Genomic DNA, 21,575 nt, shown 5'->3' on the forward strand with positions numbered 1-21,575 from the left:
AATGACCGATCTGACGCCCGAAACCGATCCGACCCCCGGCCTGTTCGGGCAGCTGGCCGATCTGGGCCGCATCCTGCGCACGGTGCGCAGCGGGCGGCGGATCATCTGGCTGGTGGGGGGGCTCGTCGCGGTGATCGCGGTGACGGCGGCGGCGCAGATCCTGCTCAATGCCTGGAACCAGCCCTTTTATGACGCGCTGACGCGCAAGGATTTTCCGGCTTTCGTGGTGCAGCTTGGGGTCTTTGCCGTGTTGGCGGGCGGGCTGCTGGCACTGAACGTCGGGCAGCTCTGGCTTGATCAGACGCTGAAGTTGACGCTGCGGCGGGGCATTTTCACCGCGCTCTTGCACGACTGGATGCGGCCCGGTCAGGCGCTGCGGCTGTCGCGCGCGGGCCGGATCGGCGAGAATCCCGATCAGCGCCTGCAGGCCGATATCGACGGGCTCTCCGATCTTTCCGTGGCGCTCGGCGTCGGGTTGTTTCAGGCGGGGCTGCTGCTTTTGTCTTTCGTCGGCGTGCTTTGGCACCATTCCGATGGCCTCTCGGTTCCGCTTCTCGGGCGCTCGGTCGAGATTCCGGGCTTCATGGTCTGGTGTGCGCTCTTCTACGCCGGTCTGGCCTCCTTGCTGAGTTGGCGCGTCGGACGGCCGCTGGTCGCGATGAGCGCCGAACGTGCTGCCCGCGAGGCCGATTTCCGCTTCGAGATCGTCCGTGTCAGCGAAGCCGCCGAGGCGATCACGCTCGAACGCGGCGAGCGGGTCGAGGCCCGGCGGATCAAGGCGGCCTTCGGGCGTCTGGTCGAGGTGATCCACGGCGTGATCCGCGCGACCGTGGGGCTGACCTGGGTCACCGCAGGCTCGGGCTGGTTCAACACGGTGGCGCCGATCCTGGCCGCCGCGCCGTTCTATTTCAGCTCCGACATGACGATTGGCGAGCTGATGCTGGTCGTCGGCGCCTTCAACCAGGTGCAGGGCGCCTTGCGCTTTTTCATCAACAATTTCGCGGGCATTGCGACCTGGCGGGCGACGCTGCATCGGGTGATGACTTTCCATCGCGCGATGCGCGATCTCGCGCGCGAAGCCTGCGATGATGCCCCCGACCGCATCCGCCGCGAACCGGCCGAGGGCGGGGTCGAGATCGAGGGGCTGTCGATCGTCACCCCCTATGTTTCGGTCACGCTGTCGGAAGACCCGATCCGGCTGGCTCCGGGGGAGCGGCTGCTGCTCAAGGGCTCGTCGGGCTCGGGCAAGACGATCCTGTTCCGCACGCTTTCGGGGCTGTGGGATCGCGGCTCCGGCCGGATCGCGATGCCGCTTGCGGGGGCGGTGATGTATATGCCGACGCGGGCCTATGTGCCGCCGGGGCGGCTCATCGACGTGCTGGGCTATCCGCATTCCTCGGCGCATTTCCCCCGCCCCGAGGTCGAGGCCGCGCTGCAGACGGTGGGGCTTGGTCATCTGATGGCGAGCCTTGATACCGAGGAACATTGGGAAAAGCTGCTCTCGGAAAGCGAAAAGCACTGCGTGAGTTTTGCGCGGGTGATCCTGAACCGGCCGCAATGGCTGGTGATGGACGACACGCTGCCGCAGCTGGACCCCGAGGCGCGGGCGCGGATCGTGACGCTGCTCAAGGGGCCGCTGGCGCATCTGGGCCTGATCGACATCGGCAATGGCGGCACGCCGCACGGGGTCTTTACCCGCACGGTCGAGATTTTTGCCGGTGAGGGCGTCGCCTCAGCCGAGGTGCGGGCCTGAGAAACCAAGCTGGCGCAGCCCCGTCTGCACCTCGGGCGCGGACATGAAAAGCCGCCACAACAGCCCCGTGCGGGCGTTTTCGATCATGCCCACGATCGGCCCCTGATCGATGGCGAGGTGGCTTTGCGCGACCCAGCCGCGGCTGTCGTCAAAGGCGTCCACCATGCCATAAGGCCCCCAGAGTTCGGGCCGTTCGGCCATCGCCCGGGCAGCTGCAAGGCTCGCCCGCGGCAGATAGGGCAGCGCCGAGAGCGCCGCGGTGGGGGCGATCACCCCCTTGTCGTTCGCGGGCGAGAAGGCGTTGTAGCCATCCGGCCCGTCGCAGGCGGTCAGGCCCCAGAAGGTCCCGTAACCCGCGAATTTGCCGGGGTTTTCCAGGCAATGTGCGTGGTTGATCCGGGTCTGGGCGCGGTTTTGCGCGAAATAGTCGATGCCGTCTTCGACCAGCCCGCGCGGATCGAGGCCGAGGAAGGAATAGTGGCCGAAGAACAAAGGCCCGCCCTCGGCTGGGCCAAGCGGCAGGCGGATGCGGTGGTAATGGTTGCCGTTGCGAAACCCGGGGCTGTGCTTCCAGCCGTCCGTGTAGGCGGCCGGGTCGATCGGATGGGTGGGCGAGCCCGCGCCAAGGATGAAGGCGATCAGCCCCTCGTGCCAGCCCATCAGGGCGAGACGGCCAAAGCCGTGATTGGGGCTCCAGTGCCAGTGCAGCCGGTCGGGGGTCGGGCAGAAGCCCGCCCAATCGACCGCCCACCAGAGCGCCTGAATCCGCGCGGCCAAGGCGGGGGCAAAGGGCGCAAGCCATTGCCGCACCGTCAAAAGCCCCATCATCAGAAAGGCGGTCTCGACGATGTCGCCGCCGTCGTCATGGGGAGAAAAGGCGATGGTGGCGCCGGTTGTGCCATGCATCCAATGCGGGAAGGCGCCGCGATGGCGGGGCGCGGCTTCCAGATGGGCGACGATCCGATCAATCTGCGCAAGCACCGCATCGCGGGCGACAAAGCCGCGCTCGGCGCCCACGATCAGCGCCATCAGCCCAAAGCCGGTGCCGCCCGTGGTGACGGTGTCGAGCCATCTGTCATCGCCGTAGCGTTCGCGGGCCATGCCGCTGACCGGATGGGCGAAATCGGTGAAATAGCGCAGCGTCTCGGACTGAATGCGGTCGAGCAGCGCCGCCGTCCTCATTTCGTCCACCGGATCGAAATCTCTTGCGTCTCAAGCGCATGCGGGCCGAGGCTGACCTGGAATTCGCCGCCCTCCCAGTCGCGGCGCATCTGCGCCAGATCCGGGCCGCGGTCGTAGCGTAGATCCTCGGCGGTCAGGCGGAACTGTGCGGTGCCGGTTTCGCCGGGGGCCAGCGTGAGGCGCGCGAAGCCCTTGAGCTCGCGGATCGGTCGCGAAATCTCGGCGACCGGATCACGCAGGTAAAGCTGCACGGTTTCCGTGCCTGCCCGTGCCCCGGTGTTCGTCACTTCGATGGTCACTTCCAGCACGGCATCGGCGCCCTGCACCTCGGTCGCGCTGACCTTGGGCGGGCCGTAGCTGAAGCTCGTGTAACTCAGCCCGAAGCCCGCCGGGTAAAGCGGCAGATGCGGGCCTTCGAGGATGCAGGCGGTGGTGAATTTGCGGAAGACATGCCGCCCGGTCGCGTCGGTCTCGTCATCGCCAAAGACATCGACGCCGATCGCCTCGCGCGGGCGGCCCGAGGGCAGGTCTTCGATCCGTAGCGGCAGTTGCCCGACGTGACGGGGCAGCGAAATCGAGAGCCGCCCTTCGGGGGAACGGTCGCCGAAAAGGATTTCTGCTATGGCCGGGCCTCCCTCGGCGCCCGGGTGGCCGGTCCAGATCAGCGCATCGGAAAGCGCGGCTTCCTCGGTCAGAGCCAAGGGGCGGCCCGAGATCACCAGCAGGATCAGCGGGATGCCGCGAGCTTTCGCGATTTCGGCCATTTCGCGGACAAGCTGCGGCTGCGCGCCGGGAAGGGTGATGTCCATCCGGGTCGAGCTTTCGCCGGAATGCTCCTTGGCCTCGCCAAGCGCCAGCACGATGGCATCGGCCTTGGCGGCGGTGGCACGCGCTTCGGCCAGCATCTCGTCGAGCGACCGGCTTTCCGGCGGGACCGAGGGCATGTGCCGGTTGTGCACATTGAGCCGCGCCGCCAAAGCCGGGTCTTCGACGATCGAGCAGCCCTTGGCGATCAGAACCTTGGTGCCGGGGCCTGCGACGGCGGTCAGCCCTTCGGCAATCGTCACGCTGTCGAGCGGGTTCACATCGATGGCCCAGCTGCCCTGCATGTCGATCCGATCCTCTGCCAGAGGGCCGATCAGCGCAAGCGTGGCCCCGCGGGCCAGCGGCAGAACCCCGGTGTTCTTCAAAAGAACCAAGGATTTCGCGGCGGCCTCGCGGGCCAGCGCGATGTGATCGGGGGCGCGGACAACCTTTGCCCGCAGAGCCTCGTCAAGCCCGAGGAAGGGATCAGCGAACAGGCCGAGCCGTTCCTTGGCCCGCAGCACCTCGCGACAGCGGGCGGTGATCTCGTCCTCGGTCACCGGCCCCCAGCGCCGGGCGTCAGGGGCGGTCTTGCCCTCCTCGACCAGAGGGGCGAGGTGATGCAGGAAGGCACCCGACACCAGATCGACGGCGACGCCCGCCTTGAAGGCGAGATAGGCGGCCTCGCGCGCGTCGGCGGCAATGCCGTGGTTGATCAGCTCGGGGTCGATGGCGGTGAAATCGGTGACGATCATGCCGTCAAAGCCGAAACGCTCGCGCAGGATGTCTTGCAAGAGCACCCGATGCGCGGTGGCGGGAATGTCGTTCAGCGCGGAAAAGGCCACCATCACCGCGCCGGCCCCGGCCGCGACGCCCGCCTCGAACGGCGCCATGATCCGCATCAGCGTCGAGGCGCTCGCCTCCACTGCCGCATAATCGCGCCCGGCGATGGACAGGCCGTAGCCCGCGAAATGCTTCAGGGTGGCCATCATCCGGTCCGGCCGGGCCATGTCGCCATCGGCGCCCTGATAGCCCGTCACGATTGCCCGCGCGATGGCGGCGCACAGATGCGGCAGCTCGCCATGACCTTCGGCAATCCGGCCCCAGCGCGCATCGTAGCTGATATCCAGCATCGGCGCCCAGGTCAGCGAGACACCATCCGCCCGGGCTTCGCGCGCGGTCATTTGCGCGATGCGGGTGATCAGATCAAGATCCCAGGAGCACGACAGCGCCAGCGGGATCGGCCCGCAGGTGATGTAGCGCTGCAAACAGTCGCGGGCGAAGAAAAGCGGAATGCCATGCGGGCTTTCCTCGAGCGCCATGCGCTGCAGCACCCGCCGCTCGGCGATGTTCGCGCCCGCCGAAGTGCCGCAGAGATGACCGCGCCGGATCAGGGTTTCGGTATCGGCCCCCGCGGCCGCGCCGGTGGTGGGCAGGCCCGCGGCATGGGGAAAGTTGAGCTGTCCGATCTTGTCGGCCAAGCTCATCCGGCTGAGAAGATCGTCCAGAAAACCCTTGTCTTCCGAAGACTTGCGCATGGTCTGCCCCCCCCCCGTTTGCCTTGGGTCAGATTACTCCCGAAGGGGCGCAGCGCAAGCGGAAAGGGTCAGGCGCGGGCGGGCAGGCGTTCGCGGGCGGTGCGGGCCGAAACTTCCTGCAGCCCGTGGACAAGCGAGATGCCCATGAAGCCGTGATAGATCACCGAGCCGCCCAGAATATGCAGGATATAGATCCAGCCCTCGGCAAAGCCGCCGATCACCAGAACGACGAGCGATCCCACCGCCGAGACCAGCAAGGACAGCAGCATGGCCCGGCCGTTCGGCCCGCGGCGGCGCGCGACGATAGCGCGGCGTTCGAGTTCCGCAGCGCCAAAGAGCAGCCCAAGCGAGAGGATCATGTAAAGCGCGATGACGTAGAACATCGGGGGGGCCTTTCGGGGTGGTTGCGCAAAGGTAGCAGAACCGCGGCAGGGTCGCAACGCGGCGGGTTAGCCGCGCAGCACCACGCCCACGGCTTTCGCATCCGGGTAGACATCGGGTTTCTTCGAGGAAATCGCCGCATGGGCGACGCCTTCGAGCCCGTGCACGAAGGCATGGATGCGCGAGACGAGTTCCTCCTGCGTGTCGATCCGGCTGCCGTTGAAGGAGCGGATGAACTCGGCCACGCGGTCGTAATCGAAGAAGCGCCCGGCCTGCCAGTCAGTGCCGGTCACGGTGATCTCGGCCGAGACGAGAACGCGCTGCATGCGCGCGCGCTCGAAGTCGTGGATGCCCAGAAACATCGTGATTTCAAGCTCTTCGAGGCGGATGATCAGATCAGCCATGCACATATCCCTCTTTCACCAGAAAGGCCACGTCGCGCGGCAGCTGCCACAGCGTCTGGCCGCCATCGACCGCGATCACCTCGCCCGTCACGCCCTTGGCCTCCCAGAAGTAAAGCGCCGTGCGCACCAGATCGGCCGGTTGAACCTGAATGCCCAAGGGGTTGATGCGGCTTGATTTCTCGAAATTCTCCGGGGTCTGCTTGCCGGAAATCAGCGTGATCGCCGGGGCGATGCCATTGACCCGCGGGCAGCCGCCAAAGCGCATCGCCAGCATCTCGGTCGCGGCATGCAGCGCGGCCTTGGACAGCGTGTAGGAAAAGAAATCCGGGTTCAGCGCCAGCACCTTGTTGTCGAGCATGTTCAGGATCAGCGCATCTTCGCCGCCCATGTCCTGCGCCGCCATCCGCGCGGCGAGCGCCAAGGGCGCCTTCAGGTTCACCGCGAAATGCGCGTCCATCTTTGCATCGCTCAGGCTGAAGATGTCGTCGTTCATGAAGTTCGAGGCGTTGTTCAAGAGCACATGCACCCGGCCCAGAAAGCCCTCGGCCACGTCGAAAACCCGCTGCACTGCCGCCGCGTCGGACAGGTCGGCCTGCACTAGACGGCAGATGTCGCCCGAGTGGTTCAGCTCACCCGCCAGCGCCTCGGCCTCGGTCGACGAGCTGTTGTAGTGCAGCACCACGCGAAAGCCGCGCGCGGCGAACCCCCGTGCCATCTCGGCGCCGATCCGCTTCGCGCCGCCGGTGATCAGAATGCCGGGCATGGGGTCTCCTTTCCTGTCTTCGGCCTATCTAGGGCGAGGGGGCGAAAAGAAAAAGGCCCCGAGGTTTCCCCCGGGGCCGATCGGTTGCAGGCGGGCTCAGATCTTGCCGTTGCGCTGCTGGATCATCATGAAAGTGTCGTAGTTGTATTCGGCGACCTGCGTCCACAGGTAGTGGTCGGCGCGGAAGGCCACCATCGAGTCGTAGATCTTCTTGAAGGCCGGGTTGGTCGCGGTCATTTCCGCATAGACCTCTTGCGAGGCGTTGAAGCAGGCCTCAAGGATCTCCTGGCTGAACGGACGCAGCTGCGCGCCATTGGCCACGAGCGATTTCAGCGCCGCCGGGTTCTTCTGGTCATACTTCTGCAGCATGTCGGCGTCTTCGGCCTGGCACGCGGTGCGCAGAAGCGCCTGATAGGCCTTCGGCAGGCCCTCATAGGCGGCCTTGTTGAACATGAAGTGGACGGTCGGGCCACCTTCCCACCAGCCGGGATAGTAGTAGTAGGGCGCGACCTTATAGAAGCCGAGCTTCTCGTCGTCATAGGGGCCGACCCATTCCGCGGCGTCGATCGTGCCCTTTTCGAGCGACGGATAGATGTCGCCGCCAGCCACCTGCTGCGGCACGAGGCCGAGCTTTTCCATGACCTTGCCGGCAAAGCCGCCGATCCGCATCTTCAGGCCCGACAGGTCGGCCACGGTGTTGATTTCCTTGCGGAACCAGCCGCCCATCTGGGCGCCGGTGTTGCCGCCCGGGAAGCCGATCAGGCCCTTGGTCCCGAGGAACTCGTTGTAAAGATCGATGCCGCCGCCGTGGTATTGCCAGGCGTTCATGCCGCGCGCCGAGAGCCCGAACGGCACGGCCGCGCCCAGCGCCCAGGCCGGGTCCTTGCCCCAGTAGTAATAGCCGACGGTGTGGCAGGCTTCGACGGTGCCCGCGGCGGTGGCGTCAGCGGCCTGCAGGCCGGGGACGATCTCGGCAGCTGCAAAGACCTGGATCTGGAAATTGCCATCCGAGGCTTCCGACACCATCTTCGACAGCACTTCCGCGCCGCCATAGATCGTGTCGAGCGATTTCGGGAAGGACGAGGTCAGGCGCCACGTCACTTTCGGGGTCGATTGCGCGAGCGCGGGCGTTGCGAGCGTGGCCGCAGCCGCGCCGCCGACCGTGGCCTTGGTCAGAAATGAACGACGATCCATTGGGTTCTCCTCCCGTTTGTTTCCGTCTGGTTCTGTCATGCCGCCCGTTTTCGACCGGGCGATCCGGGGCTCAAACTGGCACCCCGGCGCGGCTCTGTCCAGACGTTGCGCAGGAAAATTGCGCAAATCGGTCCGAAAACATGACCAGATGAATGTTTGTTCGCGTCTGAGTGGAAGGATCTGCGCCAAGCTGCCGCATCTGCAGGCACTGCAGGGCAGCGTTTCGCTCAGCGCATGTCGGGCAGCTGGATTCGCGCGACCTGTTCGGCGATCGGATCGACCGAGAGCGGATGCGTCTCGCCCGAGTGATCCTCGGGGTCGCCGATCGGTTGCCAGCGCCCGGCCTTGAAGATTTCCAGCGCCGAGAATTTCGCCTTGTAGCCCATCTTGCGCGAGCCGGGGACCCAATAGCCCAGATAGACGTAAGGAAGCCCGGCGCGCTTGGCGATGGCAACGTGATCAAGGATCAGATGCGTGCCAAGGCTCATGTCGGTCTGGTCGGGGTCGTAAAAGCTGTAGACCATGCTCACGCCATCATCGAGCACATCGGTCAGGCAGACGGCGGTGAGCGGGCGGGGGCCGGTGTCCACCCGGCCATCACGATATTCGATGACGCGGGTCTTCACCGGCGTTTCCTCGATCATCGCGGCGAATTCGAAGATATCCATGTCGGCCATGCCGCCATCGGCATGTCGCGCGTCCAGATAGCGGCGGAACAGCGCGAATTGCTCTTCGGTGGCCCAGGGGCTGGTCGCGGTGCGCTTCAGATGCCCATTGCGGTTGAGCACCTTGCGCTGGGTCCGCGTCGGCTCGAAATCCGCGACGCGGATTCGCGCCGACAGGCAGGCCGAGCAATCGGCGCAGGACGGGCGGTAAAGCACGTTCTGCGAACGGCGAAAGCCTTGCCGGGACAGCGCGTTGTTCAGCTTCTCGGCGCCTTCGCCTTGCAGTGCCGTGAAAAGCTTGCGCTCCGACCGCCCGTCCAGATAGGGGCAGGGCTGCGGGGCCGTCACATAAAATTGCGGTGCAAGCGGAAGCGAGTGGCGCATGAGGTCCGGGGGTTGACGCGCCGAAGGCGATCGACGCGAGCCCAAGCTATCAAAGCACGCGCCGCGCGCCAAGGATTTCCTTCGAAAGCCAGGAAACGACCCCGCCCCGGGGGGCGAGGTCAGCAGAGGGGGGCTTGGCGGCTCACGCCTTCGGCCTGTCCGCCTCATCGGCGGGCACCGGGGCCGCGGCGGCGCGGGCGCGTTCTTCCATGTATTGGTCGAACTCGGCCTTGTCGCGGGCTTCGCGCAGCCGGATCAGGAAGGATTCGAACTCTTCCTGTTCGCGCTCAAGACGGGCCAGCATGTCGGAGCGATAGGCGTCGAAAGCGGCATTGCCGGTCGGGCGCATCGCGTGGAAGGCATAGCCGCGGCCAAAACGGGGACCAAACCCGGCGCGGGCGCGGCAGCGGGCCGAACGGAAGCGACCGGTCATCAGGATGAAGCCCAGCACCAGAAGGCCGAGCGGACCGGCGAAGATGAAGGAGCCGATCATCACGACGATCCAGCTCATCGGGCCGCGGTCGTCGAGCCAGTTCAGCGTGCGGGTGATGGCGCCGGGGTTGTCGGGGGCGGCGGCGGTGTAGGTCATGGATCCCTCCGGGGTTAGATGTGAAAGTGTTTCACATTGGGTAAGATGGGAAGGGCTGCGTCCGCTTCAAGAGTGCATGTAAATCTTTTTTACATTTGAGGCGGGCTTTGGTGAGGCGATGGGGGAGGTTGCCTCCGCCCGCCCCCCTTTGCGTATTTTTCCAAGGAAAAGCGCGGCCTTTGCGCCCCATTGACCGGCGCCTTGCGCTGGCTAGTCTGGCGCCATGAGCCTTGCATCCCGCCTGACCCGCACACCCATCCCCTTTGATCCCGCCCGCGGCGCCGATGTCGTCGACCGTTATGGCGATTTTCCTCCCGAGATCCGGGCATTGATCGCCGGAACGGCGGGCTGTTCGCCCTTTCTTGCGGGGCTGCTGGAGCGCGAGGCGGATTGGGCGCGCGCGGCGCTGTCGGGCGAGATCGAGACCGCTTTCGCCACCGAGATCGCCCGGCTGCAGGAGGTCGAGCTTGAGGCACTGGGCGCCGAGTTGCGCCGGGCGAAGCGGCGCTTGGCGCTTTTGATCGCGCTTGCGGATCTGGGCGGGGTCTGGTCGCTCGAGCGGGTGACGCAATCGCTGACGACGCTCGCCGATACGGCGGTCGATCTGGCGCTGCGCCGTCTCGTCGCCGACGAGATCCGCCGCGGCAAGCTGCCCGGCAAGGGCCCGGACGATGCCGCCCGCGCCGGGGGCATGGTGGCTTTGGCGATGGGCAAGATGGGGGCGTTCGAGCTCAACTATTCCTCGGACATCGACCTGATCTGTCTGTTTGACGAGACGCAATTCGCCCCCGATGACCGGATGGAGGCCCGCGCCTCCTTTATCCGCGTCACGCGGAAGATGTCGGCGCTGATCAATGACATCACCTCCGAAGGCTATGTGTTCCGCACCGATCTGCGGCTGCGCCCCGATGCTTCGGTGACGCCGGTCTGCATCTCGATGGGGGCGGCGGAGCTTTATTACGAGGCGGAGGGCCGGACCTGGGAACGCGCGGCCTATATCAAGGCGCGGCCCTGCGCGGGCGACATTGCGGCGGGGGAGAAGTTCCTGAAAGCGCTGACGCCCTTCGTCTGGCGCAAACATCTGGATTTCGCGGCGATTCAGGATGCCCATGACATGCGGCTGCGGATTCGCGCCCACAAGGGGCTTGGCGGCGCGATCGATGTGGCCGGGCATAACATGAAGCTTGGGCAAGGCGGCATCCGCGAGATCGAATTCTTCACCCAGACCCGGCAGCTGATCGCGGGCGGGCGCGATGCCGATCTGCGGGATCGCACCACCGTCGGGGGGCTGGCAAAACTCGCCGTCAAGGGCTGGGTGCCGCCCGATGTGGCGCGCGAGCTGACCGAGCATTACCGCGAGCACCGCGAGATCGAGCATCGCATCCAGATGGTCAATGATGCGCAGACGCAGCTGATGCCGACCTCGCCCGAGGGGATCGACCGCATCGCGCGGATGATGGGCGAGGGCGATAGCGAGGCTTGGGCCGCGCGGCTGAAAGCACGGCTGATCCGGGTCGAGGCGCTGACGGGCGCGTTCTTTGCGCCTTCGGAGGGGGCGGTGCGGCCCGACCTCAGCCCCGAGGCCGAGACGATCGTCGAGGGTTGGCAGCTGTATCCCGCGCTGCGCTCCGAACGCGCGCAGGCGATTTTCCGGCGCATCGAGCCCGAGATCCTGAAGCGGATGGACCGCGCGGCGAGCCCCGAAGAAGCGCTGCGCCAGTTCGACGGCTTTCTGGCGCGTCTGCCCGCCGGGGTGCAGCTGTTTTCCCTGTTCGAGGCCAACCCGTCGCTCATTGATCTGATCGTCGATATCTGCGCCACCGCGCCGGGGTTGGCCGCGCATCTGAGCCGCAATCCGGGCGTTCTGGATGCGGTGATCGGCGGCAGTTTCTTTGCCGCCTGGCCGGGCGCCGAGGCTTTGGCCGAAAGCTTCCGCACGACCCTTGCGGCGGTGCCGGATTACGAGAAAAAGCTTGATGCGGCAAGGCGTTGGGCAAAGGAATTCCGGTTCCGCGTCGGCGTGCATCACCTGCGCGGGCTGGTCGACGCGGCCGAGGCGGCGAAATGCTATGCCGATATCGCCGGAACGGCGGTGTCTTGCCTTTGGCCCGAGGTGGTGGCGGAATTCGCCCGCAAGCATGGGCTGCCGCCCGGCCGGGGGGCGGTCGTGCTGGGCATGGGGTCACTTGGCGCCGAGCGGCTCAATGCGGCCTCGGATCTTGATCTCATCATGATCTATGACGCGCAGGGCGCGGAAAGCTCGGAGGGGCCGAAGCCCCTGGCGACGCGGCAATATTTCGCCCGGCTGACGCAGGCCTTCATCACGGCGCTGACCGCGCCGATGCCCGAGGGGCGACTTTACGAGGTCGACATGCGGCTGCGGCCCTCGGGGCGCGGCGGGCCGGTGGCGGTCTCGCTCGAAAGTTTCCGAGACTATCAGAGGACCGAGGCCTGGACCTGGGAGCATCTGGCGCTGACGCGGGCGCGGGTGCTGGCGGGCGATGCGCGCCTTGGCGCCGATGTGGAGGCGGTGCGGCTGGCGGTTCTGGCCGAAAAGGGCGGCGACCCCAAGGTGATGCCGGATCTGGCCGAGATGCGGGCGCGGATCTTTGCGGCGAAGGCCCCCGATGGCGCCTGGGAGGCGAAGATCGGCCCCGGCCGGTTGCAGGATATCGAGCTTCTGGCGCAAAGCTTCGCGCTGCGTGCCGCCGAACCCGCCCGCAAGGTCGAGGCGCAGCTGCGCATCGGCCCGCGGCAGGGTTTCGTCACCAAGGAAGAGGGCGAGAGGCTCGCCTCGGCCTATCGGTTGTTGTGGCGCTTGCAGGCGGGCGGGCGGCTTCTGACCGACAAGCCGCTTGATCTGGAGGCGGTGGGCGAGGGCGGGCGGGCGTTTTTGTTGCGCGAAGCCGGGGAAGACAGTCTTGCGGCCCTTGCCGAACGGCTCGATCGCACCACATCCGAAGTTGCGGCGCTCGTCGAGAAGGCGCTCACCTGACATGGGAAGACGTGTGATGGATCTGAAACTGGCCGACCCCAAGGGCCTTATTCGCGAAAGCTACCGGATCGACGGGATCGGCGCCGTCGAATGTCGCTCGATCTTTCTGGACTGGGCGCTGAGCCTTGCGCCCGGCACCGACCAGACCGAGGCGATGCGGGTGGTTCTGTCGCATTATGGGGCAGAGGCCAGCCATCCGATGTCGGCGGTTCTGGCCGAGGGGCTGACACGCGCCGAAGCGCCGCCCGCCCGGCGCGGTGGCCGGGCAGGTCGTTTGTCGGTCTGATCAGCCCAGAGTGGCGCGCGAGAGCGCGGCGGCATCGGTCGCCAGCGCCTCGATCGCGGCCCAGTTCCCCGCGCTCATCATGCCTTGCGGCGCCACCCAGGAGCCGCCGACGCACATCACGTTCGGAAGCGTCAGGTAATCGCGCGCATTCTTCAGGCTCACCCCGCCGGTCGGGCAGAACGAAACCTTCGGCAGCGGTCCGGCAAGGGCTTTGAGCGCAGCAGCCCCGCCCGAGGTTTCGGCGGGGAAGAATTTCAGCATGTCGAAGCCGAGTTCCAGCGCCCGCATCACCTCGGACGCGGTGACGGCGCCGGGCAGAAGCGGCAGTCCCTCGTCCTCGCAGGCCTTCACAAGGCTTTCGGTCAGGCCCGGGGCAACGCCGAACTGCGCGCCCGCGGCTTTCGCGGCTTTCACATCGGCAGGCGTCAAAAGCGTGCCCGCGCCCACGACGCCGCCTTCGACATCGACCATGGCGCGGATCGCCTCCAGCGCACAGGCGCTGCGCAGCGTCACTTCCAGCGCCTTCAGGCCGCCCGCGACCAGCGCCTTGGCCAGCGGCTGGGCATGGGCGACGTCCTGCACCACGATCACGGGCACGATGGGGGCAAGCGCGCAGATTTCGCGCGCTTTCGCGGATTGGGCGGTGGGGGTCATGAGGGGCCTCCTGAGGGGATTGAATCTGGCTAAGTGCGTATTTTCGCCAAGAAAAAGCTGCGGTCTTTTTCTTGGTCCAAATACGCTTCTGCCGTCACACTATCACGGACGCGCCGGAGGTGGCAGGGCCGGTGTTGCGGCGGAACGTCTCGAAAAGTTCACGGCCAAGACCCGTGCGATTGGCGCTCAGATCCGGGGTTGCCGGGGCGCGGCTCTCGAAGCCTTCGGTCAGGCAGGTGAGCGCGCCAGTGTCGGCATCGAGCCGGATCAGATCGCCGTCGATGAGTTTTGCCAAAGGCCCGCCACAGGCGGCTTCGGGGCTGACATGGATCGCGGCGGGCACCTTGCCCGAGGCGCCCGACATCCGGCCATCGGTGACCAGCGCGACGCGCAGGCCGCGGTCTTGCAGCACCGAAAGGGTGGGGGTGAGCGAGTGCAGTTCCGGCATGCCGTTCGCCTGCGGCCCCTGAAACCGTACGACGACGACGGTATCGGAGGTGAATTCGCCGCGTTTGAAGGCCTCTTTCACCGCGTCCTGACTTTCGAAGACGCGGGCCGGGGCCTCGATCACATGGCGGTCCGCAGCGACGGCCGAGACCTTGATCACGCCGCGCCCGAGATTTCCTGCGAGTTGTTTCAGCCCGCCCGTCGCCGCGAAAGGATCGGCGGCCGGGCGCAGGATGCGGTCGTTCAGGCTCTCCTCCGGGCCTTCGACCCAGGTCAGGCGGCCCTCGATCAGTTTCGGTTCTTGGGTGTAGCGCGCAAGGCCGGGTCCGGCGACGGTGTTCACATCCCCATGCAAAAGCCCCGCGCGCAGCAGGTGGCGGATCAGGAATTGCAACCCGCCCGCGGCGTGGAAGGCGTTCACATCGGCGAGCCCGTTCGGATAGACCTTGGCCATCAGCGGCACGACAGCGGAAATGTCGTCGAAATCCTCGAGATCGAGCTCGATCCCCGCCGCGCGGGCCATCGCGGGCAGGTGCAGCACAAGGTTGGTCGAGCCGCCCGTGGCCATCAGCCCGACAAGGCCGTTGACGAAGGCGCGCTCGTCCAAGAGATGCCCGACCGGCAGTGCGTTTTCCCCAAGCGCGGTGATTGCCGCCACCCGATGCGCGCCCGCCACCGTCAGCGCATCGCGCAGGGGCGTGTGCGGGTTGACGAAGCTTGATCCCGGCAGATGCAGGCCCATCACCTCCATCAGCATCTGGTTCGTATTCGCGGTGCCGTAAAAGGTGCAGGTGCCCGGCCCGTGATACGACGCCATCTCGGCCGCCATCAGCTTGTCGCGGCCGACTTCTCCGGTGGCAAACTGTTGCCGCACCTTGGCTTTTTCATCATTCGGCAGGCCCGCCGTCATCGGCCCCGCGGGCAGGAAGATCGACGGCAGATGGCCGAAGGTCGCCGCCGCCATCACGAGGCCCGGCACGATCTTGTCGCAGACGCCAAGGAAAATCGCCGCGTCGAAGGTGTCGTGACTGAGCGCCACTCCGGCGGCGAGCGCGATCACGTCGCGCGAGAAAAGCGACAGCTCCATCCCCGCGCGGCCCTGCGTGACGCCATCGCACATCGCAGGCACGCCGCCCGCGACCTGCGCCGTCGCCCCGATCTCGCGCAAAGCCGCCTTGATCTGCGCGGGGTAATCCGCATAGGGCGCATGGGCCGAAAGCATGTCGTTATACGCCGTGACGATGCCGATATTCGGCCCGCGCCCCTCGGCCAGCGGCGTCTTGTCCGGCCCCATCGCGGCATAGGCATGGGCCTGATTGCCGCAAGCCAGATGCGCCCGCGCCGGACCCTGTGCCATTGCCGCATCGATCCGCGCCAGATAATCGCCGCGCCGCGCGGCCGAGCGGGCGCGGATGCGCTCGGTCACCCGGGCGATCGTGGCGTTCAGCGGTGCGGCAGTCTCGGTCATGGTCGGATCCAGCTTTGGCGAAGGCTCGGCATGCCTTGATATAAGAAGTTAGCGCTAACAAATCAATCCTGCTTTCTTCTCTTGCGCAAGGGCGGGGGGGTGTCCAGCCGATTTTGTGCAAAATCCATCGGGTGTGGCACGGATCGGGCAAGGGCCGTGCCGATGCGGGCTTTGCGCGGCGCGAAACTCGGGATAGAGGGGGCGCAACACCCTTTAGCACCGAGGCCCGCCATGACCGAAGAAGAAGCGCCGAAGTCCCGTCCCGTCGTGCGGCTGCGCCCCAAGGCCGAGGCCCGCGCGATCCGGCACGGCTTTCCCTGGGTCTATGCCGACGAGCTGGTGACGGATCGGCGCACGCAGGGCCTGACCCCCGGCGTGATCGCGACGCTCGAAGATGCCGAGCGCCGGGTGCTGGGCACGGTCACGGTGAACCCGAAATCGAAGATCATCGCGCGGATGCTGGATCGCGACGCCGATGCGGTGATCGACCGCGACTGGCTGGCGGCGCGGCTTGCCCGCGCGCTTGATCTGCGCTCGCGGTTGTTCGATCAGCCTTTCTATCGCCTTGTCCATGCCGAGGCGGACGGCCTGCCCGGCGTCATCATCGACCGTTTCGGCGATGTCGCGGTGGTGCAGCCGAACGCCGCCTGGGCCGAGGCACTGATCGGCGATCTTTGCGCGGCCCTCGTCGCGGTGACCGGGGTCACGACGGTGATCAAGAACGGCTCGGGCCGCTCGCGCGGGCTCGAAGGCCTGCCCGAGGAAACCGTGGTGCTGTGCGGCGCCATCGACGGCCCGGTGCCGGTCGAAATGAACGGCGCGACCTATATGGCCGACGTTCTGGGCGGGCAGAAGACCGGGCTTTTCTTCGATCAGCGTCCGAACCATGAATTCGCCGCGCGGCTGGCGCGGGGGGCGCGGGTGCTGGACGTGTTTTCCCATGTCGGCGGCTTCGCGCTGGCCTGTCTTGCGGGCGGCGCCGAAAATGCACTGGCGGTCGATGCCTCGGCCGCAGCTTTGGACCTTGCGAAGAAGGGCGCCGAGGCGATGGGGCAGGGCGCCCGCTTTGCCACCCGTCAGGGCGATGCCTTTGCGACGCTTGAAGCCTTGGCCGCCGAGGGCGCGCAGTTCGAGGTGGTGATCTGCGACCCGCCCGCCTTCGCGCCGAACAAGCAATCGCTGGAGGCCGGGCTGCGCGCTTACGAACGCATCGCGCGGCTGGCGGCGCCCTTGGTTGCGCCGGGCGGCTATATCGTGCTCTGCTCCTGCTCGCATGCCGCCGATCTGGTCGCCTTCCGCAACGCTTCGGCCCGCGGTCTTGGCCGTGGCGGGCGCCGGGCACAGCTTCTGCACACCGGCTTTGCCGGGCCGGACCATCCGATGCTGCCGCAACTGGCCGAATCGGCCTATCTGAAATCGCTGGTCTTCCGGCTCGACTGATGCGTGCGGCGCCGGGGAAAGTCCTGCTCGACGCCTGCGTGCTTTACCCGACGGTCTTGCGCGAAATCCTGACCGGCTGCGCGGCCGAGGGGCTGTATGCGCCTCTCTGGTCCGAGCGCATCTTGGAGGAATGGGCGCGGGCGGCGGCGCGGCTTTCAGTGGGCGACGAGGCCTATGCGCGGGGCGAGATTGCGACCCTCAAGGCCCGCTTTCCACGGGCGAGCGTCGCCCCCCGCCCGGGCCTCGAATCGCGGCTGCATCTGCCCGATGAAAACGACATCCATGTGCTGGCGGCCGCCATATCTGGCGGGGCCGAGGCCATCGTGACGCAAAACCGGGCCGATTTTCCGCGTGGTGTGCTGGCGGGCGAGGGGCTTTCGCGCCTTGATGCCGATGCCTTCCTTTGGGCGCTGGCCGCCGATCACCCCACGCAGGTCGCGGCCGTGGTCGAGCGTGTCCGCGTCAAGGCCGAGGCTTTGTCCGGTCAGTCCTGGCCCCTGCGCGCGCTTTTGAAAAAGGCCAAGCTCTTTCGCCTGGCCCGTGCGCTCGAAACCGCCTGATCTGCGCCCGCCTCGCCAAACCGCTTTGAGTTCGCCCGACACCGGGCTAGACTTGGGCTTGGCGCCACGGTAGAAATCACGTATGTTACCGCTAACATATGTAACTAGGACGGCGCATCCGGAGGAGGGCGCCAGTCATGCCAAGAATCGGAGCCAGTCCCATGGTGTCGCGCGTCATTCCGGTGGACCTTTTCGACCTCGTGATCTTCGGAGCCACGGGCGATCTTGCGCAGCGCAAGATCCTGCCCGGACTTTACCGCCGCTTTCATGCCGGGCAGATGCCCGAGGGCGCGCGGATCATCGGCGCCGCCCGCTCCGAGATGGATGCCGAGGGCTTCCGGGTGCAGGTGACGAAGGCGATCGCCGATTTCGTCGATCCGGCGAAACATGACGACGACACGATTGCGGCGTTTCTGCAAAGCCTCGATTACGTCTCGGTCGATGCGACGGGTGAGGGCGGCTGGGATGCGCTGAAAGCCAAGGTCGATCCGGCGCGGATCAACGCCTTTTACTTCTCGGTCGCGCCGGTGCTGTTCGGGCCGTTGGCGGATCGTCTGAAATCGCATGGCATCGCGGGCAAGGATTCGCGCATCGTCGTCGAGAAGCCCTTCGGCCGCGATCTGGCCTCGGCCAAGGCGCTGAACGCGACGCTTGCCGCGCATTTCGAGGAAAGCCAGATCTATCGGATCGACCATTATCTGGGCAAGGAGACGGTGCAGAACCTGATGGCGGTGCGGTTTGCCAACATCTTGTTCGAGCCCTTGTGGAACGCGCAATACATCGATCATGTTCAGATCACCGTCGCCGAGACCGTGGGTGTCGGCGGGCGCGGCAGCTATTACGACAAGTCGGGCGCGATGCGGGACATGGTGCAAAACCACCTGATGCAGCTTTTGTGCCTGATCGCGATGGAGCCGCCCTATCACTTCGACCCCGATGCGGTGCGCGATGAAAAGGTGAAGGTTATCAGGGCTTTGCAGCCCGTTCCTGCGGCCGACATCGTGCGCGGCCAATATCTTGGTGTGAAGGCCTCGGCTGGCCGGGCCGAGCAGCCGGGCTATCTGGCCGACAGCGAAAACCCCGACAGCCGCACCGAAAGCTATATCGCGCTGAAGGTGCAGGTGGCGAACTGGCGCTGGCAGGGCACGCCCTTTTATCTGCGCACCGGCAAGCGGCTGCGCGGCCGGGCCAGTGAAATCGCCATCACCTTCAAGGCGCCGCCGCATTCGATCTTTGATCAGGAGGAAGCCGCGTGGCGCGAGAACGTCCTTGTCATCCGGCTGCAACCTGACGAGGGCATGAACCTGAAGGTGATGATCAAGGAACCGGGTCCGGGGGGGATGCGTCTGGTGCAGGTGCCGCTCGACATGTCCTTTGCCGAGGCTCTGGGCGAAGACGGTGCCGACATTCCCGACGCTTACGAGCGGCTGATCATGGATGTGATCCGCGGCAACCAGACCCTCTTCATGCGCGGCGACGAGGTCGAGGCCGCCTGGGCCTGGACCGATCCGATCATCGCGGGCTGGGAGGCGCGGGGCGACCGGCCGCGGCCCTATGACGCCGGGTCTTCGGGGCCGGAAGATGCACTGATGCTGATGCACCGCGACGGCCGTCGCTGGCGGGAGATCCGCGAATGAACCTGATCGACTATCCGGACCGCGAATTGATGATGCTGGCGCTCGCCGACAAGGTCGCCAGTCAACTGCGCCGCGCTTTGGAAGTCGAGGAGCGGGTGACGCTGTGTGTCCCCGGCGGCACGACGCCCGGTCCGGTGTTCGATATCCTCTCGGGCCTCGATCTTGATTGGGCGCGTGTCTGGGTGCTCTTGAATGACGAGCGCTGGGTCGATGAGACGAGCCCGCGCTCGAACACCGCCCTTTTGCGCAATCGGCTGTTGCGCGGGGCCGCGGCGCTCGCCCATCTGGTGCCGCTTTACGCCCCTGCCGAAACGCCCGAGGAACGGCTGGACGAGCTGTCCCATGGCATCCGCGCCGCGCTGCCGCTCACCGTGCTGATGCTCGGCATGGGCGCCGACATGCACACGGCCTCGCTTTTCCCCGGCGCCGACCGCCTGGCCGAGGCGCTGGCCCCCGATGCCCCGCCGGTTATGGCGCTGCGCGCCGAGGCCGCGGGCGAGCCGCGGATCACGCTGACGGCACCGGTGCTGCGCTCGGCCATGCATTGCCATCTTCTGATCACCGGTGCAGAAAAGCGCGCAGCACTCGAACGTGCCGCAAGCCTTCCCGAAACCGAGGCCCCGGTGCGGATCGTCCTTTCCAACGCCACCATCCATTGGGCTCCCTGATGAACCGTTTCGATGACCTTCTTGCCCATGCCGCGACCCTCAAGGACCGGCATATCCTCGATCTTTTCGCTGCCGACCCCGCCCGCGCCACAGCTTTCAGCGCCGAATTCGGGTCGTGGTTCTTCGACTTCTCGAAAACGAACATCGACGCCGCGGGGCTGAAGCTGCTGGTCGATCTGGCCGAAAAGACCGGCGTCGCGGCGCGTCGCGACGCGATGTTCGCGGGCGAGAAGATCAACGAGACCGAGGGGCGCGCGGTGCTGCATGCCGCCTGGCGCAATGCGGCGGACAGGATCACCGTCGACGGCCACGATGTCATGCCCGCGCTGCGCGAGACGCTCGGCCGGATGCAGGCCTTTGCTGCAGATGTGCGCGAGGGCCGCTTCACCGGGCAGGGGGGCCGCATCACCGATGTGGTCAATATCGGCATCGGCGGGTCGGATCTTGGGCCGGTGATGGCCTCGATCGCCTGCACCTCCTTCGCCGACGGGCCGCGGCTGCATTTCATCTCGAACGTCGATGGCGCGCATGCGCATGACGTGCTTTCGGGGCTCGACCCGGAAACGACGCTGGTGATCGTGGCCTCAAAAACCTTCACCACGATCGAGACGATGACCAATGCCGAAACCGCCCGCGCCTGGATGGCGGCGAAGGTCGCCGACCCCGCGGCGCAATTCGCCGCGATCTCGACCGCGACCGACAAGACAGCCGCTTTCGGCATCCCGACTGAGCGCGTCTTCGGCTTCGAGGATTGGGTCGGCGGGCGCTATTCGGTCTGGTCGCCGATTGGCCTCAGCCTGATGATCGGCATCGGCCCCGAAGGCTTTGCCGAGTTCCACGCCGGGGCCGCCGCGATGGACCGGCATTTCCGCGAGGCGCCGCTTGCGCAGAACCTGCCAGTGCTTCTGGCGCTGGTCGGTATCTGGCACAATCAGGTGCTGGGCCATGCGACCCGCGCCGTGCTGCCCTATGAACAACGCCTTGCCCGGCTGCCCGCCTACCTGCAGCAGCTCGAGATGGAGAGCAACGGCAAGCGCGTCTCGATGGACGGCGCCGATCTGCCCTATCACTCCGGCCCCGTGGTCTGGGGCGAGCCCGGCACGAACGGCCAGCATGCGTTCTATCAGCTGATCCATCAGGGCACGCGCGTCGTGCCCTGCGAATTCATCCTTGCCGCGCGCGGCCGGGAACCCTATCTCGAACACCAGCACCTGCTTCTGGTGGCGAATTGCCTTGCGCAATCCGAGGCGCTGCTGCGCGGCCGCTCGCTCGAAGAAGCCACCGCGCTCATGGCGAAAAAAGGCCTGACCGGCGCCGAGCTTGAGCGGCAAGCCCGCCACCGCGTCTTTCCGGGCAACCGCCCCTCGACGACATTGCTGATCGAGATCCTGACTCCCTTCACGCTCGGCGGTATCGTCGCGCTTTACGAACACCGCGTGTTCGTCGAAGGCGTCATCCTTGGCATCAACAGCTTCGATCAATGGGGGGTGGAGCTGGGCAAGGAACTGGCCTTGGCGCTCGCCCCGGTGCTGGAAGGAACGTCAGAGGGCGCGGGCAAGGACGGCTCGACCCTCGGGCTCGCCAAGCGCATCCGCGCCGCGCGCGCCTGACCGTGCAGGGGGGCTCTGCCCCCCGTCCCTGCGGGACTCCCCCGGAGGTATTTCGGGCAAGATGAAATCAGCTCGACTGTCTTTTCATCTTGCTCCAAATACCTCGGGGGTCCGGGGGCAGAGCCCCCGGCGGGTCGCCTCGCATCGCGAGGC

Annotated in this window: 18 protein-coding genes; 8 read left to right on the plus strand and 10 right to left on the minus strand. The window is 66.5% G+C overall.

What is annotated here, in order from left to right; all coding sequences use genetic code 11:
- Position 1 precedes the first annotated feature (1 nt).
- On the plus strand, positions 2 to 1,753 hold the full coding sequence (locus ACTTAI_RS09480; protein WP_444455477.1) for an ABC transporter ATP-binding protein/permease: 1,752 nt from the start codon (positions 2 to 4) through the stop codon (positions 1,751 to 1,753).
- On the opposite strand, the gene ACTTAI_RS09485 is transcribed toward ACTTAI_RS09480, so the two are convergent.
- From ACTTAI_RS09485 to ACTTAI_RS09520, 8 genes are all read right to left on the minus strand, one after another.
- On the minus strand, positions 1,733 to 2,935 hold the full coding sequence (locus ACTTAI_RS09485) for a glucoamylase family protein (protein ID WP_444455478.1): 1,203 nt from the start codon (positions 2,933 to 2,935) through the stop codon (positions 1,733 to 1,735). The two genes, ACTTAI_RS09480 and ACTTAI_RS09485, sit on opposite strands and share 21 nt — an antisense overlap.
- Positions 2,932 to 5,277: a glycoside hydrolase family 3 N-terminal domain-containing protein gene (locus tag ACTTAI_RS09490; protein ID WP_444455479.1), complete on the minus strand. Its 2,346-nt coding sequence runs from the start codon at positions 5,275 to 5,277 to the stop codon at positions 2,932 to 2,934. Before ACTTAI_RS09490 ends, ACTTAI_RS09485 begins: the two co-directional genes overlap by 4 nt.
- Positions 5,278 to 5,345: 68 nt before the next feature.
- The gene (locus tag ACTTAI_RS09495) at positions 5,346 to 5,660 is read right to left on the minus strand and encodes a hypothetical protein (RefSeq protein ID WP_444455480.1); all 315 of its coding nucleotides are present in this window, start codon (positions 5,658 to 5,660) and stop codon (positions 5,346 to 5,348) included.
- Between the two features lie 66 nt (positions 5,661 to 5,726).
- Positions 5,727 to 6,062: a dihydroneopterin aldolase gene (locus ACTTAI_RS09500; protein ID WP_181420837.1), complete on the minus strand. Its 336-nt coding sequence runs from the start codon at positions 6,060 to 6,062 to the stop codon at positions 5,727 to 5,729.
- Complete coding sequence (locus ACTTAI_RS09505; RefSeq protein WP_444455481.1) at positions 6,055 to 6,825, minus strand: SDR family oxidoreductase; 771 nt, start codon at positions 6,823 to 6,825, stop codon at positions 6,055 to 6,057. The genes ACTTAI_RS09500 and ACTTAI_RS09505 overlap by 8 nt, the downstream gene beginning before the upstream one ends.
- Before the next feature lie 96 nt (positions 6,826 to 6,921).
- Positions 6,922 to 8,019: a TRAP transporter substrate-binding protein gene (locus ACTTAI_RS09510; protein WP_444455482.1), complete on the minus strand. Its 1,098-nt coding sequence runs from the start codon at positions 8,017 to 8,019 to the stop codon at positions 6,922 to 6,924.
- Positions 8,020 to 8,246: 227 nt separating this feature from the next.
- On the minus strand, positions 8,247 to 9,068 hold the full coding sequence (locus tag ACTTAI_RS09515) for an arginyltransferase (protein WP_444455483.1): 822 nt from the start codon (positions 9,066 to 9,068) through the stop codon (positions 8,247 to 8,249).
- Between the two features lie 142 nt (positions 9,069 to 9,210).
- Positions 9,211 to 9,657, minus strand: a complete 447-nt coding sequence (locus ACTTAI_RS09520) for a DUF2852 domain-containing protein (RefSeq protein ID WP_444455484.1) — start codon at positions 9,655 to 9,657, stop codon at positions 9,211 to 9,213.
- 223 nt (positions 9,658 to 9,880) lie between these two features.
- Between ACTTAI_RS09520 and ACTTAI_RS09525 the strand changes: the two genes are divergently transcribed.
- The gene (locus ACTTAI_RS09525; protein ID WP_444455485.1) at positions 9,881 to 12,652 is read left to right on the plus strand and encodes a glutamine-synthetase adenylyltransferase; all 2,772 of its coding nucleotides are present in this window, start codon (positions 9,881 to 9,883) and stop codon (positions 12,650 to 12,652) included.
- Positions 12,653 to 12,668: 16 nt separating this feature from the next.
- Entirely contained in the window at positions 12,669 to 12,938 is a 270-nt protein-coding gene (locus ACTTAI_RS09530) for a hypothetical protein (protein WP_444455486.1), read from the plus strand.
- Here the strand turns inward: ACTTAI_RS09530 and eda are convergent, their stop codons facing one another.
- Complete coding sequence (gene eda / locus ACTTAI_RS09535) at positions 12,939 to 13,592, minus strand: bifunctional 4-hydroxy-2-oxoglutarate aldolase/2-dehydro-3-deoxy-phosphogluconate aldolase (protein WP_444455487.1); 654 nt, start codon at positions 13,590 to 13,592, stop codon at positions 12,939 to 12,941.
- Positions 13,593 to 13,686: 94 nt separating this feature from the next.
- The gene (gene edd, locus ACTTAI_RS09540) at positions 13,687 to 15,507 is read right to left on the minus strand and encodes a phosphogluconate dehydratase (RefSeq protein ID WP_444455488.1); all 1,821 of its coding nucleotides are present in this window, start codon (positions 15,505 to 15,507) and stop codon (positions 13,687 to 13,689) included.
- A 231-nt stretch (positions 15,508 to 15,738) separates the two neighbouring features.
- Between edd and ACTTAI_RS09545 the strand changes: the two genes are divergently transcribed.
- The 5 genes from ACTTAI_RS09545 to pgi all read left to right on the plus strand — a co-directional run bounded on the left by ACTTAI_RS09545 (position 15,739) and on the right by pgi (position 21,422).
- Complete coding sequence (locus tag ACTTAI_RS09545; RefSeq protein ID WP_444455489.1) at positions 15,739 to 16,947, plus strand: RSP_2647 family RNA methyltransferase; 1,209 nt, start codon at positions 15,739 to 15,741, stop codon at positions 16,945 to 16,947.
- Positions 16,947 to 17,507, plus strand: a complete 561-nt coding sequence (locus ACTTAI_RS09550) for an RSP_2648 family PIN domain-containing protein (protein ID WP_444455490.1) — start codon at positions 16,947 to 16,949, stop codon at positions 17,505 to 17,507. Before ACTTAI_RS09545 ends, ACTTAI_RS09550 begins: the two co-directional genes overlap by 1 nt.
- Before the next feature lie 161 nt (positions 17,508 to 17,668).
- Complete coding sequence (gene zwf / locus ACTTAI_RS09555) at positions 17,669 to 19,144, plus strand: glucose-6-phosphate dehydrogenase (protein WP_444455728.1); 1,476 nt, start codon at positions 17,669 to 17,671, stop codon at positions 19,142 to 19,144.
- A complete protein-coding gene (pgl, locus tag ACTTAI_RS09560; RefSeq protein ID WP_444455491.1) occupies positions 19,141 to 19,812 on the plus strand; it encodes a 6-phosphogluconolactonase in 672 nt (223 codons plus the stop codon). The genes zwf and pgl overlap by 4 nt, the downstream gene beginning before the upstream one ends.
- Positions 19,812 to 21,422 (plus strand): glucose-6-phosphate isomerase, encoded by a 1,611-nt coding sequence (pgi, locus tag ACTTAI_RS09565; protein WP_444455492.1) that lies wholly within the window; start codon positions 19,812 to 19,814, stop codon positions 21,420 to 21,422. Before pgl ends, pgi begins: the two co-directional genes overlap by 1 nt.
- The last annotated feature ends 153 nt before the right edge of the window (positions 21,423 to 21,575 follow it).

This window comes from Rhodobacter capsulatus (assembly GCF_052363175.1).
In the GTDB taxonomy this organism is placed as follows: domain Bacteria; phylum Pseudomonadota; class Alphaproteobacteria; order Rhodobacterales; family Rhodobacteraceae; genus Rhodobacter; species Rhodobacter capsulatus_D.